Source organism: Caballeronia sp. J97 (assembly GCF_905220305.1).
Lineage (GTDB): Bacteria > Pseudomonadota > Gammaproteobacteria > Burkholderiales > Burkholderiaceae > Caballeronia.
Genome location: NZ_CAJMZL010000004.1, coordinates 216,823 through 230,134, shown reverse-complemented (window position 1 = coordinate 230,134; position 13,312 = coordinate 216,823). Strand labels below are relative to the sequence as shown.

Sequence of the window (13,312 nt, the reverse complement as noted above, 5' to 3'; positions counted from 1 at the left end):
CGGAATTTAGCGTTGGCAGCGCGGACAAAAGTAAGTCGAGCGCTGTCCCTGGACGATTTGCCGGATCGCCGTGCCGCAAACGTGGCACGGCAGGCCCGCGCGATCATAGACGAAATAGTCGAGCTGGAAGTAGCCCGACTCGCCATTGCTGCCGACGAAATCGCGCAGCGTGCTGCCGCCCTTGTCGATGGCGGCCGCGAGCGTCACGCGCACGGCGTCCGCGAGCAGGTCATAGCGCACGAGCGAGATGCGCCCCGCTGCCGTCGTCGGCCGGATCCCGGCGCGAAAGAGGCTCTCCGATGCATAGATATTGCCCACGCCCACCACGATGCCGCCCGCGAGCAACGCCTGCTTCACCGACACCTTGCGCCCGCGCGTTTCGCGAAACAGCAGCGCGCCCGAGAATTCCGGCGAAAACGGCTCGACGCCGAGGCTCGCGAGCAAAGGATGATCGAGCACGTCGCCTTCCGAGCGCGGATGCCAGAGGATCGCACCGAAGCGGCGCGGATCGCGAAAACGGAGGATGAAATCGTCGAACACGATATCGACGTGATCGTGCTTCGCCGCCTCGGGCGGTTTCGGCACGTGCCGCAGCACACGCAGCGTGCCCGTCATGCCGAGATGGACGATCAGCCAGCCCTGCGCGGTTTCGAACAGCAGATATTTGCCGCGCCGCTCCACCTTCTCGATTTTCAGATGGTCCAGCGTCTTCGGAAGATGCTTCGGGACAGGCCAGCGGAGCATGGGCGTGCGCACGTCGACGTGCTCGACGCGTCGTCCGGCGACGTAGGGTTCGATTCCCCGGCGGGTGACTTCGACTTCCGGCAGTTCGGGCATTTTTCTGTAAAGAGACTTGCTGGGGCGAGTGTGCCGGTATTTTAGCGACCGCGTTACAATCGACTGAAACATCGTCTGGAATTCCATGAACTCGTTCGTCATGAAGCTGTTTCCGAAGCGTCAGGCCAGCTCGACGCATTCGTTCGCCATGCCAATGTCGCGAATCGCCGGCGCCGTTGCGCTCGCGATGGCCGCGCTCGCGTTCGCACCCGCGCACGCTCAGGAGCCGAACGCGACGCCCGTTCCGAGCGCCGACGATCAGGCCGACGCGCAAAACGCCGCGGACCTGTTGACCGCGCCGGTCAGCGGCGCCGAAACGCAGGATTTGCCGAACGTGGCAATGTCCAGCCAGATCGTGTTTCAGGTTCTGGCAGCCGAAGTCGCGCTGCAGCGCGGCCAGCCGGCGCCCGCATTTCAAACGTATCTCGCGCTCGCCCGCGACACGCACGATCCGCGTTTCGCGCAGCGTGCGACCGAAATCGCAATCGCGGCGCAAAGCCCGAACGACGCGCTCACGTCGGCGCAACTCTGGCAACAGTTCGCACCGCATTCGGATCGCGCGGCGCAATTGAGCGCATCGCTGCTGATCGTCAGCGGAAAGCCGGAAGACGCGAAGCCGACGCTCGAACGTGAACTCGCGAAGGTGTCGCCCGAGCAGCGCGGCGACGCCATTATTTCCCTGCAGACCTTGCTCGCGCGCGGACCGAATCGCGTCGGCGGGCTGAACGTGCTCAAAGATCTGACGCAAAACGATCGGGACCGGCCCGAGACGCAACTCGCGCTCGCGCGCCAGCAACTGATCGCCGACGATCCGCCGGGCGCGAAAGCCTCGCTCGAAAAGGCGTTGCAACTGAAGCCGGACTATCTGCCCGCCGCGCTGACGCTCGCGCGCATGGGCCCGGAAGAACGCAAGGAAGGCATCGCGTCGTTCGAGAAATATCTCGACAAGAATCCGAAATCGCATGACGCACGGCTCGCGCTCGCGCAGTTGTACCTGTCGGCCGACAGGCTCGACGACGCGCAGAAGCAGTTCGAGATCATGCGCAAGAACGATCCCAAAGACCTGACGCCGCTGATGGCGCTCGCGCTCATCAACATCCAGAAGAAGCAGTTCGACAAGGCGCAGGACTTTCTGAATCTGTACGCGAAAACGGCGGAAAGCACGCCCGGCGCGGACCCCGGCCAGGCGTACATCTATCTCGCGCAACTGGCGCTCGAGCAAAAGAACGACGCTGCCGCGAGCCAGTGGCTCGACAAGATTCCGCGCACGAGCCAGCAGTATTTGCCCGCGCAGATCACGCGCGCGCAATTGCTGGCGAAGCAAGGCAAGGTCGACGACGCGCGTGCGCTCATCGGCAGCCTGCAAAGCTCCGATCCGCGCGATCTCGCGCTGCTCGCGCGCACCGACTCGGCCATTCTCTTCGAGGCGCATCGCTACAAGGAAGCCGAAGCGAATCTCGCGAAGGCGGTGGCCGCGTTCCCGGACGATCCCGATCTCGTCTATGACTACGCGATGGCCGCCGAAAAGAACGGTCACTACGACGTCATGGAGGCGCAGTTGCGCACGCTGATGCGCACGCAACCCACCAATCCGCAGGCCTACAACGCGCTCGGCTATTCCCTCGTCGACCGGAACCAGCGGCTCGACGAAGCGGTGAAGCTGATCGAAAAGGCGGTTTCGCTCGCGCCAAACGATGCGTTCATCATGGATAGCCTCGGCTGGGCGCGCTTCCGTCAGGGCAACGCGGCTGAGGCGGAGAAAATTCTCAAGAACGCCTATAACCTTCAGCCGAATGCCGAAATCGGCGCGCATCTGGGCGAAGTCCAGTGGAAGTCCGGGCAGCAGGACCAGGCGCGCGCGACGTGGCGGCAGGCGCAAAAGCTCGAACCTGACAACGATACGCTCGTCAAAACGTTAAAACGACTCCAGGTAAACGACCTTTGATCGCATTCGATTTTCTCGCCGGCGCATCGCTTCGACGCGGCGCGCTCGGCATGGCGGTAGCCGCCGCGCTGGTGATGTCGGGTTGCGCGGTCCAGCCGCGCGTTCCCACGACGACCAACGCATCCACTTCCCTCGCGACGCAAACGAGCCGTGCGTATCACGGACGCTTCGCCGTGCAGTACAACGACCAGAACGGCGTCCAGCGCAATGCGTACGGCAATTTCGACTGGCAGGAAACGGGTGACACCGTCACGCTGCAGTTGCGCAATCCGCTCGGCCAGACCATGGCGATCGTGACTTCTTCGCCGTCGCTCGCCACGCTCGAACTCCCCAACAAGCAACCGTTGAGCGCCGACAACGTATCCCAGCTGATGCAGAACACGCTCGGCTTCGCATTGCCGGTCGAAGGCCTGCGCTACTGGCTGCAGCCATCGGCCGCGCCGGCCTCGCGCGCGCAGACGACGCTCGATCCGGAAGCGAACAACGGCCGTCCGAAGGAAATCAGGCAGGACGGTTGGACGATCGACTATCTGGCCTATGCCGACGCGCCAGCGACCGGCGTGAAACGCGTGAATCTCTCGCGCAACGAACCGCCGCTCGACATCAAGCTCGTGCTCGATCAATAACTTCGTAGTCGCCTCACGCATGTCCTCATCGAACGATTCGCTCCGTGACTGCCTCGCGCCCGCCAAGCTGAACCTTTTTCTGCACATCACGGGCCGCCGTCCGGACGGGTATCACTCGTTGCAGACCGTCTTCCAGTTGCTCGACTGGGGCGATCGTCTGCACTTCAGGCGTCGCGACGACGGGGTCATCGCGCGCAAGACGGATATCCCAGGCGTGCCCGAAGCCGGCGATCTCGTCGTGCGCGCCGCGCGCCTGCTTCAGCAGCACACGGGCACGAAGTTCGGCGTGGAAATCGAGATCGACAAGCGTCTGCCGATGGGCGCAGGTCTCGGCGGAGGCAGTTCCGACGCGGCGACCACTCTTTTAGCGTTAAATCGCCTCTGGGGTGTTGATCTTTCGCGTGAGATTCTGCAGAATCTCGGCCTGCAACTCGGCGCGGACGTGCCGTTTTTTGTCTTCGGGCAAAATGCATTCGCAGAAGGTGTGGGAGAAGCGCTCCAGGCAGTCGATCTGCCGAAACGTTTCATCCTGGTGGTAACGCCCGATGCTCACGTCCCCACCGCGGCGATTTTCTCCGAAAAAAGCTTGACACGGGATACGAAAGTCGTCACAATGATGGACTTTCTTGCACAGCAAAGGTCAGACACAAACTGGCCAGACAGCTTCGGTCGAAACGACATGCAAGCTGTAGTTGCGGGAAAGTACGCGGAAGTTGCGAAGGTGCTCGAGTGGTTTTCCAATCTCGCACCGGCGCGAATGACTGGATCTGGAGCAAGCGTGTTTGCCGCTTTCACCAGCCGGGCCGAAGCAGAAATGGCGCAAGCCAAGCTTCCGGCAAGCTGGAAGAGCGTGGTAACGGCAAGTCTGGATTCTCATCCTCTCTTCGCTTTCGCGTCATAGGTTTTGTTTTGTCGGGTATGTCCTACACATTCCGGCAAGGCTCAGAGTTGTGTAGGGGAGTCGCCAAGTTGGTCAAGGCACCGGATTTTGATTCCGGCATGCGAGGGTTCGAGTCCTTCCTCCCCTGCCATTCCTTTTCTCGCGTTTTTCCTCTCGTTTCCAGCCGCAGACAGGTGCACGATGAGCAGTGACGGCCTGATGGTTTTTACTGGCAACGCAAATCCCGCGCTTGCACAGGAAGTCGTCAAAATCCTTGGAATTCCTCTCGGTAAAGCGATGGTCAGCCGTTTCTCAGACGGCGAGATCATGGTCGAGATTCAGGAAAATGTTCGGGGTAAAGACGTGTTCGTTCTGCAGTCCACCTGCGCGCCCACGAACGATAACCTGATGGAACTGATGATCATGGTCGATGCGCTCAAGCGCGCATCCGCAGGCCGGATCACCGCAGCCATCCCCTACTTCGGTTATGCGCGTCAGGATCGCCGTCCGCGTTCCGCGCGAGTGGCCATCTCGGCGAAGGTCGTCGCGAACATGCTGGAAATTGCCGGCGTCGATCGCGTGATCACCATGGACCTTCACGCCGACCAGATTCAAGGCTTCTTCGACATCCCCGTCGACAACATCTACGCCACGCCCGTGCTTCTCGGCGATCTGCGCAAGCAGAATCATGACCACCTGCTGGTCGTGTCGCCGGACGTCGGCGGCGTGGTGCGCGCGCGTGCGCTCGCCAAGCAGTTGAACACGGACCTCGCGATCATCGACAAGCGCCGTCCGAAGGCGAATGTCGCCGAGGTGATGAACATCATCGGTGAAGTGGAAGGCCGTACCTGCGTGATCATGGACGACATGGTCGACACCGCCGGCACGCTGTGCAAGGCCGCTCAAGTACTGAAGGAGCGTGGCGCGAAGCAGGTTTTCGCATACGCGACGCACCCGGTTTTGTCGGGTGGCGCGGCGGCGCGCATCACGGCGTCGGAGCTGGATGAACTCGTCGTCACGGACACGATTCCGCTGTCGGCCGAGTCGCTGGCTTGCGCGAAGATCCGCCCGCTGTCGAGCGCGGGTCTGCTCGCGGAGACTTTCTCCCGAATCCGGCGCGGCGACTCGGTGATGTCGCTCTTCGCCGAAGGCTAAACAGAATCGAGCAAGAAACGCGAAGCACATGCTTCGCGTTTTTGCATCGTTGCGGCAGAAGTACGACGCGAACGGACGAAGGTTCGCGTCATTGTGTTGTGGGATCACACATTTTCGATGATCCCGGTTTCCCTGCCTGGTCGCGGGCAATATAGGAGTCAAAGATGAAAGTCGTCGCTTTCGAGCGTAGCAAGCAAGGTACGGGTGCGAGCCGCCGCCTGCGCAACTCGGGCAAGACCCCGGGTATCGTGTACGGCGGTGAAACGGACGTTCAACTGGTCGAACTCGACCACAACGCCCTGTGGCACGCCCTGAAGAAAGAAGTTTTCCACTCGTCGATTCTCGACCTGGAAGTGGCCGGCAAGTCGCAACAAGTTCTGCTGCGCGACGTGCAATACCACCCGTTCAAGCAGCTCGTGCTGCACGTGGACTTCCAGCGCGTCGACGCGAAGAAGAAGCTGCACACCAAGGTGCCGCTGCACTTCATGAACCAGGAAACCAACCCGGCCGTGAAGCTGTCGGGCGCGGTCATCTCGCACGTCGTGACGGAACTGGAAGTGGAATGCCTGCCGGCAGACCTGCCTGAGTTCCTCGAAATCGATCTGGCGAAGATCGAAGCCGGTCAGACGATGCACGCGAAGGACATCCCGCTGCCGAAGGGCGTGAGCCTGACGGTTTCCGTCGAGGCGGAAAATCCGGTGGTAGCTTCGGCGACCATTCCGGCTGCCGTCGTGTCGGAAGAGGCTGGCGAAGCTGAAGGCGAAAAGCCGGCAGCCGAGTAAGCACGCGGAACACCGCTATCCTCTCGATCCGTTCGCAAGAACGGTCGACGTGACCCGCCGGCGCGCAAGCCCCGGCGGGTTTTTTTCGTTCTACAAGACTCGACATGATCAAGCTGATCGTCGGCCTGGGCAATCCGGGCGCCGAATACACCGCGACGCGACATAACGCGGGCTTCTGGTTCGTCGACCAGTTCGCGCGCGATGCCGGCGCGACGCTGCGCGACGAGCGCCGTTTCCACGGCTTCTACGGCAAGGGACGCCTGCACGGTCACGAAGTGCATCTGCTCGAACCGCAGACATTCATGAATCGCTCGGGACAATCGGTCGTCGCGCTTGGGCAGTTCTTCAAGATTCTTCCCGATGAGATTCTCGTCGCGCACGACGAACTCGATCTGCCGCCCGGCACCGTCAAGATGAAGCTCGGCGGCGGCAGCGGCGGGCACAACGGCCTGAAGGACATTTCCGCGCATCTGTCGTCGCAGCAGTATTGGCGATTGCGCATCGGCATCGGGCATCCGCGCGATCTCATTCCCGAAGGCGCGCGCGCCGGCGCGAAACCCGATGTCGCCAACTTCGTCCTCAAGCCGCCGCGCCGCGAGGAACAGGACGTGATCGATCAGTCGATCGAGCGCGCGCTCGCCGTGATGCCTTTCGTCGTCGCCGGCGAAACCGAGCGTGCCATGATGAACCTGCATCGCAACTCATAATTTGGAGCCGACCGTGAGCCGTTTCTGGAGCGACATCGTCCATCGTCTGACGCCGTATGTGCCGGGCGAGCAACCCGCGCTGGCGCACCCCGTCAAGCTCAATACCAACGAAAATCCGTATCCGCCGTCGCCGCGCGTGGTCGAAGCGATTCGCCGCGAGCTCGGCGAGGATGGCGCTTCGTTGCGCAAGTATCCCGATCCGACCGCGCGTGCGCTGCGCGAAACCGTCGCGAAACATCACGGCTTGCGCATCGAACAGGTGTTCGCCGGCAACGGTTCCGATGAAGTGCTCGCGCACGCGTTCCAGGCACTGCTCAAGCATGACGAGCCGATCCGCTTCCCCGACATCACGTACAGCTTCTATCCGGTGTACGCGCAGCTCTACGGCGTCGAATACGAGACCGTGCCGTTGAACGCGGATTTCGCGATCGATGTCGACGATTACCGCGCGCCGAGCGGCGGCGTGCTGCTTCCGAATCCGAATGCACCGACGGGCCGCGCCCTGCCGCTTTCGGAAATCGAAGTGCTGCTGAAGGCGAATCCGGATGCGCCCGTCATCATCGATGAAGCGTATGTGGATTTCGGCGCGGAATCGGCCGTGAATCTGATCGACGCCTATCCGAACCTGCTCGTCGTGCAGACGACTTCGAAAGCGCGTTCGCTGGCGGGCATGCGCGTTGGTTTCGCGTTCGGCGACCCGGCGCTCATCGAGGCGCTCACGCGCGTGAAAGACAGCTTCAACTCGTATCCGCTCGATCGCCTCGCGCAGGTCGCGGCGCTCGCGTCGTACGAGGATCAGGCGTGGTTCGAGGAAAGCTGCGCGAAGGTCGTCGCGAGCCGCGACAAGTTGATCGGGCAGCTACGGACGCTCGGTTTCGACGTCGTTCCATCGGCAGCCAACTTCGTCTTCGCGAAACATCCTGCGCACGATGCCGCGACACTTGCCGCCGCGCTCAAAGCGCAAGAGATTTTCGTGCGCCACTTCAGGCTGCCGCGCATTGACCAGCATCTGCGCATTTCGATCGGCACGCCGGCCGAATGCGACACGCTCGTCGCGGCGCTGACGCAGATCGTCGGCTAGGAATTGCTTTTGGCCGCCATCAGCACGTGGTACTTGGCCATCAACTGTTCGGGCGTTTCGACGTGCGCCGGGTCACGCGGAATGCATTCCACGGGGCACACTTGCTGGCACTGCGGCTCGTCGAAATGGCCGACGCATTCAGTGCATTTGTTCGGGTCGATCACGTAGATCTCGGGACCCATCGAAATGGCGTCGTTCGGGCACTCGGGCTCGCAAACGTCGCAGTTGATGCACTCGTCGGTAATGATCAAAGACATGCTTCACTCTCTTGCGCCGGTTCCGAAACCGGCATGACGCCCGCGCGCATCGTGCAATCCGGATGAAGCGCGCGGGCCCGGCGCTCACGGCGCCGCAGGATCCTTCTGTGACAGGATAGCGACTTTGTCCATCAGCCGCTTTTCCACCGACGGGAACACGAACTTGCTGACGTCGCCGCCGAGCTGCGCGATCTCGCGCACGATCGTGCCCGAGATGAACTGATATTGATCGGACGGCGTCATGAACATCGTCTCGACATCGGGCAGCAGATAGCGATTCATCCCGGCCATCTGGAACTCATACTCGAAATCGGAAACGGCGCGCAGTCCGCGCACGATCACGCGCGCGTTGTTCTTGCGCACGAAATCCTTTAGTAACCCGGTAAAACTGCTCACCTGCACGTTTGGATAGTGCCCGAGCACCTCGTGCGCGATATCCAGACGCTCCTGCAACGAGAAAAACGGCTTCTTTGCGCGGCTGTCCGCGACGCCCACGACGAGCTGATCGAAAATGCTCGATGCGCGCCGGACGATGTCCTCATGCCCGCGAGTGAGCGGGTCGAACGTACCCGGATACACGGCGACAACCATGAGCTTCTCCTCTTCTATTTACATTGGGCCGCGTGGCTGCGACGACCAACTCTGCCTCATTTCCTGCGAGATCGGCTGCGCCAAAATCGGGAACGCGCATTATTCCTCATTTTCGCGGCGCAGCAAATGATAGCGGACCGCGCCCGCCTTGCCTTCGCGCACGACGCTCCAGCCAGCGAGCGCATCGATGCCCGCCACGTCGAGCGGATCGCCGCATTCGACGTAAATCGCTCCGTCCGGCGCGACGAGCGGCGCGGCCAGTTCCAGCGCGCGCAAAAGCAACGCGTGATCGCCGAACGGCGGGTCCAGAAAGATCACGTCGAACGAACCCGGTGCAACGCTGGCGACGAGCCGCAGCGCGTCCGCTTCCGCGATCTCGATATTGCGCGCGCCGAGCTTCGCCTGATTCGCCCGGATCTGCGCCGCCGCCTTGGCGCTCCTTTCGACCATCAGCACGCGCGTCGCGCCGCGCGACGCCGCCTCGAAACCGAGTGCGCCGCTGCCGGCAAACATATCGAGACAACGCTGTCCGGAAAGATCCTGCCCGAGCCAGTTGAAGAGCGTCTCGCGGACGCGATCCGGCGTGGGCCTGAGGCCGTCGAGATCGAGCACGGGCAGCGGCGTGCGCTTCCAGTCTCCGCCGATGATGCGGATCGTGTGCGGTTTGCCTCCGCGCGATGGCGTATGGCTGGGCAAGGCGGAGCGAGTGGCGGACGAGCGGGGCATAGAAGAAAGGTTGGTGTCGGGCGCGCCGGCGTATTTTTACTTGACGAACGTCCGGCGCGAGCAATGAAAGCCAACGTTACCACACGCGCGCGCCATGCCGGGAGCCGCACGGGCGCGGACGGCCGCGCCTGATAAAATATGCGCCTTCTATCTCATCGCGCAGGCCGCGCGCACAGCGTCTCGAACGCGCGCACGGGGCCATCGGATCACGCGCGCATCATCGCCACACATCCATGTTCAGCTTCTTCAAGAAATTCAAAAAGCCGGCTGACGCGCCGCTCGACACGCCGCAGGAAGAATCCATCGAGGCGGCCGAGGACGAAGCGTTCTCCGACGCCGAGCTCGAACGGCAGGCGCTAGGCGCCGATGCGCCATTGGAAGAAGCGCAGCCGGAAGAACCCGCGCCTGTCGAATCCGTCGCACCGGCGTCCGCTGCGCCCGCCGCGCCGACGCCGCCCGCAGCGCCGCCATCTGAAGAATCGAAGGAATACTGGCAAGGCCGCACGCAATCGCAATGGGCGCGCGGCCCGGAAACGGATCAGGCGAGCGAGGAAGTCGTTCCGCCGCCCACGCTCGATGCGGTCGCGAAGAAGTCGTGGATGTCGCGTCTGCGTCACGGTCTTTCGAAGACGAGTTCCAATCTGACCGGCATTTTCGTCAGCGCGAAGATCGACGAAGACTTGTACGAAGAGCTCGAAACCGCGCTGCTCATGTCCGACGCCGGCGTCGACGCGACCGAATTTCTGCTCGAATCGCTGCGTGAAAAGGTGCGCGCGGAACGTCTGACGGACGCGGCGCAGGTGAAGAAGGCGCTACGCGAACTGCTCGTCGATCTGCTGCGCCCGCTCGAGAAGTCGTTGATGCTCGGCCGCGCGCAACCGCTCGTGGTCATGATCGCGGGCGTGAACGGCGTCGGCAAGACGACGAGCATCGGCAAGCTGGCGAAGCACATGCAGCGTTTCAACCAGTCGGTGCTGCTCGCCGCGGGCGATACGTTCCGGGCCGCGGCGCGCGAACAACTGGCGGTCTGGGGCGAGCGCAACAACGTGACGGTGATCGCACAGGAAAGCGGCGACGCCGCCGCCGTGATCTACGACGCGGTCGGCGCGGCGCGCGCGCGCAAGATCGACGTGATGATGGCCGACACCGCCGGCCGTCTGCCCACGCAACTTCATCTGATGGAAGAACTGCGCAAGGTGCGCCGCGTGATCGCGAAAGCGATGCCCGACGCGCCGCACGAAGTGCTGCTCGTGATCGATGCGAACACGGGTCAGAACGCGCTCGCACAGGTCAAGGCGTTCGACGACGCACTGGGTCTGACCGGCCTCGTCGTGACGAAGCTGGACGGCACCGCGAAGGGCGGCATTCTCGCCGCGATCGCGCGTCAGCGGCCCATTCCGGTGTACTTCATCGGCGTGGGCGAAAAGGTGGAGGATTTGCAGCCGTTCAGCGCGGAAGAATTCGCGGACGCGTTGCTCGGCTGAACCTGAAAAGAGCGTCCACGCGGACGCTCTTTTTTATCGGGCGATGACGAGGGAAGCCGCGATCCACCACATCACGCAGCCGACGATCACATCGAGCACGCGCCACGACATGTCCTTCTCGAACCACGGTTCCAGCAGACGCGCGCCGTAGCCGAGCGCGGTGAACCAGATGACCGACGAACACATGGCGCCCGCCGCGAACCATGCATTGCCCGGCCAGCCACGCTGTGCGCCGATGCCGCCGAGCAGCACGACGGTATCGAGATAAACGTGCGGATTGAGCAGCGACAAGGCGAGCACGGTGGACGCCGCCCCGATCGCCGTTTGCGAATCGCCATCCGATGCGTTCAGATGTCCCGGCCCGCGCCATGCCGCGATGAACGCGCGCACGCCATACAGAAACACGAAAACGGCGCCTGCCCAGCGAATCACATCGAGCAGAAAAGGCGCACGCGCGATGAGCGCGCCCATTCCGCCGACGCCGAGCGCGATCAACATCACGTCGATGAACGCGCAGATCGACACGACGATGCCTACGTGCCTGCGCTTCAACCCCTGCCGCAACACGAACGCATTCTGCGCACCGATCGCGACGATCAGGCTCGCTCCAAGTCCCGCACCCGACAGATAACTCGACAACGCTCCCGCGGAATGCGCCGCCGTCATTCGGCGTCCGGTTGCTGCGCCGGCGCGGCCCGCGCGAACGCATCGAGTGTGCAGGCGTAATCGGCGATGCGCGCGATCGTCGGATAGGGGCTCACGTCGATGCCGAAGCGACGCGCGTTGAATACCTGCGGCACGATGCACAGATCGGCGACGGTGGGCGTGTCGCCGAACGTGAGCGCGCCGACGCGCTTGTCGGCGGCAAGGCGCTTTTCGAGCGACGCGAAGCCCGTCTCGACCCAATGCCGGTACCACGCGTCCTTCACTTCGTCCGGCACCTTGACCTGATGCTTCAGGTACTTGAGCACGCGCAGATTGTCGAGCGGATGAATCTCGCACGCGACCTGCATCGCGACCGAGCGCACGAAGGCGCGATCGGACGGACCCTTCGGCAGCAGCGCCGGCTCGGGATGCGTCTCCTCCAGATACTCGATGATCGCGAGGGACTGCGTGAGGACATCGTCACCGTCGACCAGCGCCGGCACGATGCCGTCCGGATTGATCGCGCGATACTCGGGCTTCAGTTGCTGGCCGCCCTCGCGCAGCAGATGCACGCCTTCGTACTCGTAGTCGAGTCCCTTCAGATTCAGCGCGATACGCACGCGATACGCCGCCGAGCTGCGGAAATAGCTATAGAGCTTCATATTTACGGACTCAGACCACACGCACGGAAAATTCGCCGATGCCATCGACGCCGCCCTTCAGCAAGTCGCCCTTCACGACGGCGCCGACACCTTCGGGCGTGCCGGTGAAGATGAGATCGCCGGGGAAGAGCTCGAAAAGCGTCGACAGATACGCGACCGTCTCGCCGACCGACCAGATCAGTTGCGAGATATCCGAGCGCTGCTTTTCCTCGCCGTTCACGGTCAGCCAGATCGCGCTCTTCTCCAGATGTCCGACCTTTGACACCGGATGGATCGGGCCGATCGGCGCAGAGCGATCGAAGCCCTTCGCAGTGTCCCACGGGCGGCCGAGCTTTTTCGCTTCGGCTTGCAGATCGCGGCGTGTCATGTCGAGGCCGAGCGCATAGCCGTAGACGTAATCGAGCCCTTTATCGGCGGGGATGTCCTTGCCCTGCTTGCCGATCGCGGCGACGAGCTCCATCTCGAAGTGCAGATTTTTCGTCTGCGACGGATACGGGAATTCGGCCGTCGAGCCCGGCGTTACGTTCAGCACGGCGTCGGCTGGCTTGCTGAAGAAGAACGGCGGCTCCCGGTCCGGATCGTGGCCCATTTCGCGCGCGTGGGCTTCGTAATTGCGCCCGACGCAGTAGATGCGGCGCACGGGAAACTGCTCGTTCGAACCATCGACGGGCACCGCTGCCGCCGGCGCCGGAGAAAACACATAGCTCATCCCGCTCTCCTGTTGCTGTTTTGATTTGCAGATTCATGAACAAATGCGCCGGCGCTGGCCGCCGACGAGAACAAAGAGTTTAACGTGCGCGTGCAAATCGTGGCGACGCTTGTCAGGCTTGGCTTTGCGAGCTTTCGCACGGCCTTCGGACGAGCGGGCGGCGCGACGGTTTTAGTAAGCATCGAAGGAATACTGCGCGAAACGTTCGGCTCGCGCGGCTTGCCA

15 protein-coding genes and 1 tRNA gene are annotated in these 13,312 nt (G+C 62.7%); 9 read left to right on the top strand and 7 right to left on the bottom strand.

Annotated elements, in window-relative coordinates; genetic code table 11:
- Positions 1-6: 6 nt before the first annotated feature.
- Positions 7-837, bottom strand: a complete 831-nt coding sequence (gene mutM / locus U4Y90_RS09365; RefSeq protein ID WP_321794285.1) for a bifunctional DNA-formamidopyrimidine glycosylase/DNA-(apurinic or apyrimidinic site) lyase — start codon at positions 835-837, stop codon at positions 7-9.
- Positions 838-922: 85 nt separating this feature from the next.
- Between mutM and U4Y90_RS09360 the strand changes: the two genes are divergently transcribed.
- The 8 genes from U4Y90_RS09360 to hisC all read left to right on the top strand — a co-directional run bounded on the left by U4Y90_RS09360 (position 923) and on the right by hisC (position 8,013).
- Positions 923-2,782 carry a tetratricopeptide repeat protein gene (locus U4Y90_RS09360; RefSeq protein ID WP_321794284.1) on the top strand — a complete coding sequence of 620 codons (1,860 nt, stop codon included), beginning with the start codon at positions 923-925 and terminating at the stop codon, positions 2,780-2,782.
- Positions 2,783-2,832: 50 nt separating this feature from the next.
- Complete coding sequence (gene lolB / locus U4Y90_RS09355; protein WP_321794347.1) at positions 2,833-3,408, top strand: lipoprotein insertase outer membrane protein LolB; 576 nt, start codon at positions 2,833-2,835, stop codon at positions 3,406-3,408.
- Between the two features lie 19 nt (positions 3,409-3,427).
- Positions 3,428-4,309, top strand: coding sequence for a 4-(cytidine 5'-diphospho)-2-C-methyl-D-erythritol kinase (ispE, locus tag U4Y90_RS09350; RefSeq protein ID WP_321794283.1), 882 nt, complete (start codon positions 3,428-3,430; stop codon positions 4,307-4,309).
- A 53-nt stretch (positions 4,310-4,362) separates the two neighbouring features.
- Positions 4,363-4,439 (top strand) — tRNA-Gln (locus tag U4Y90_RS09345).
- A 50-nt stretch (positions 4,440-4,489) separates the two neighbouring features.
- Complete coding sequence (locus U4Y90_RS09340) at positions 4,490-5,443, top strand: ribose-phosphate pyrophosphokinase (protein WP_061165556.1); 954 nt, start codon at positions 4,490-4,492, stop codon at positions 5,441-5,443.
- 164 nt (positions 5,444-5,607) lie between these two features.
- Positions 5,608-6,225, top strand: a complete 618-nt coding sequence (locus tag U4Y90_RS09335) for a 50S ribosomal protein L25/general stress protein Ctc (RefSeq protein WP_321794282.1) — start codon at positions 5,608-5,610, stop codon at positions 6,223-6,225.
- Positions 6,226-6,329: 104 nt separating this feature from the next.
- The gene (gene pth / locus U4Y90_RS09330; RefSeq protein ID WP_321794281.1) at positions 6,330-6,932 is read left to right on the top strand and encodes an aminoacyl-tRNA hydrolase; all 603 of its coding nucleotides are present in this window, start codon (positions 6,330-6,332) and stop codon (positions 6,930-6,932) included.
- A 13-nt stretch (positions 6,933-6,945) separates the two neighbouring features.
- Complete coding sequence (gene hisC, locus U4Y90_RS09325; RefSeq protein WP_321794280.1) at positions 6,946-8,013, top strand: histidinol-phosphate transaminase; 1,068 nt, start codon at positions 6,946-6,948, stop codon at positions 8,011-8,013.
- Here the strand turns inward: hisC and U4Y90_RS09320 are convergent.
- The 3 genes from U4Y90_RS09320 to rsmD all read right to left on the bottom strand — a co-directional run bounded on the left by U4Y90_RS09320 (position 8,010) and on the right by rsmD (position 9,587).
- Complete coding sequence (locus U4Y90_RS09320) at positions 8,010-8,270, bottom strand: YfhL family 4Fe-4S dicluster ferredoxin (protein ID WP_321794279.1); 261 nt, start codon at positions 8,268-8,270, stop codon at positions 8,010-8,012. The genes hisC and U4Y90_RS09320 overlap by 4 nt on opposite strands.
- 84 nt (positions 8,271-8,354) lie before the next feature.
- Complete coding sequence (coaD, locus tag U4Y90_RS09315; protein ID WP_321794278.1) at positions 8,355-8,861, bottom strand: pantetheine-phosphate adenylyltransferase; 507 nt, start codon at positions 8,859-8,861, stop codon at positions 8,355-8,357.
- A 99-nt stretch (positions 8,862-8,960) separates the two neighbouring features.
- Entirely contained in the window at positions 8,961-9,587 is a 627-nt protein-coding gene (gene rsmD / locus U4Y90_RS09310) for a 16S rRNA (guanine(966)-N(2))-methyltransferase RsmD (protein ID WP_321794277.1), read from the bottom strand.
- A 233-nt stretch (positions 9,588-9,820) separates the two neighbouring features.
- Here rsmD and ftsY point away from each other — a divergent pair, with 233 nt between their 5' ends.
- Positions 9,821-11,071 (top strand): signal recognition particle-docking protein FtsY, encoded by a 1,251-nt coding sequence (ftsY, locus tag U4Y90_RS09305; protein WP_321794276.1) that lies wholly within the window; start codon positions 9,821-9,823, stop codon positions 11,069-11,071.
- Between the two features lie 33 nt (positions 11,072-11,104).
- Here ftsY and U4Y90_RS09300 read toward each other — a convergent pair whose 3' ends face one another.
- The 3 genes from U4Y90_RS09300 to U4Y90_RS09290 are packed head-to-tail and all read right to left on the bottom strand — an operon-like array spanning position 11,105 to position 13,087.
- Positions 11,105-11,737 (bottom strand): LysE/ArgO family amino acid transporter, encoded by a 633-nt coding sequence (locus U4Y90_RS09300; RefSeq protein WP_321794275.1) that lies wholly within the window; start codon positions 11,735-11,737, stop codon positions 11,105-11,107.
- A complete protein-coding gene (maiA, locus tag U4Y90_RS09295; RefSeq protein WP_321794274.1) occupies positions 11,734-12,378 on the bottom strand; it encodes a maleylacetoacetate isomerase in 645 nt (214 codons plus the stop codon). The genes U4Y90_RS09300 and maiA overlap by 4 nt, the downstream gene beginning before the upstream one ends.
- 10 nt (positions 12,379-12,388) lie before the next feature.
- Positions 12,389-13,087 (bottom strand): fumarylacetoacetate hydrolase family protein, encoded by a 699-nt coding sequence (locus U4Y90_RS09290; RefSeq protein ID WP_321794273.1) that lies wholly within the window; start codon positions 13,085-13,087, stop codon positions 12,389-12,391.
- Between the last annotated feature and the right edge of the window lie 225 nt (positions 13,088-13,312).

Bases quoted from the DNA above. Each gene is read 5' to 3' on its own strand.
- mutM (WP_321794285.1), bottom strand. From the start codon at position 837: ATGCCCGAACTGCCGGAAGTCGAAGTCACCCGCCGGGGAATCGAACCC.
- U4Y90_RS09360 (WP_321794284.1), top strand. From the start codon at position 923: ATGAACTCGTTCGTCATGAAGCTGTTTCCGAAGCGTCAGGCCAGCTCG.
- lolB (WP_321794347.1), top strand. From the start codon at position 2,833: ATGGCGGTAGCCGCCGCGCTGGTGATGTCGGGTTGCGCGGTCCAGCCG.
- ispE (WP_321794283.1), top strand. From the start codon at position 3,428: ATGTCCTCATCGAACGATTCGCTCCGTGACTGCCTCGCGCCCGCCAAG.
- U4Y90_RS09340 (WP_061165556.1), top strand. From the start codon at position 4,490: ATGAGCAGTGACGGCCTGATGGTTTTTACTGGCAACGCAAATCCCGCG.
- U4Y90_RS09335 (WP_321794282.1), top strand. From the start codon at position 5,608: ATGAAAGTCGTCGCTTTCGAGCGTAGCAAGCAAGGTACGGGTGCGAGC.
- pth (WP_321794281.1), top strand. From the start codon at position 6,330: ATGATCAAGCTGATCGTCGGCCTGGGCAATCCGGGCGCCGAATACACC.
- U4Y90_RS09320 (WP_321794279.1), bottom strand. From the start codon at position 8,270: ATGTCTTTGATCATTACCGACGAGTGCATCAACTGCGACGTTTGCGAG.
- coaD (WP_321794278.1), bottom strand. From the start codon at position 8,861: ATGGTTGTCGCCGTGTATCCGGGTACGTTCGACCCGCTCACTCGCGGG.
- rsmD (WP_321794277.1), bottom strand. From the start codon at position 9,587: ATGCCCCGCTCGTCCGCCACTCGCTCCGCCTTGCCCAGCCATACGCCA.
- ftsY (WP_321794276.1), top strand. From the start codon at position 9,821: ATGTTCAGCTTCTTCAAGAAATTCAAAAAGCCGGCTGACGCGCCGCTC.
- U4Y90_RS09300 (WP_321794275.1), bottom strand. From the start codon at position 11,737: ATGACGGCGGCGCATTCCGCGGGAGCGTTGTCGAGTTATCTGTCGGGT.
- maiA (WP_321794274.1), bottom strand. From the start codon at position 12,378: ATGAAGCTCTATAGCTATTTCCGCAGCTCGGCGGCGTATCGCGTGCGT.
- U4Y90_RS09290 (WP_321794273.1), bottom strand. From the start codon at position 13,087: ATGAGCTATGTGTTTTCTCCGGCGCCGGCGGCAGCGGTGCCCGTCGAT.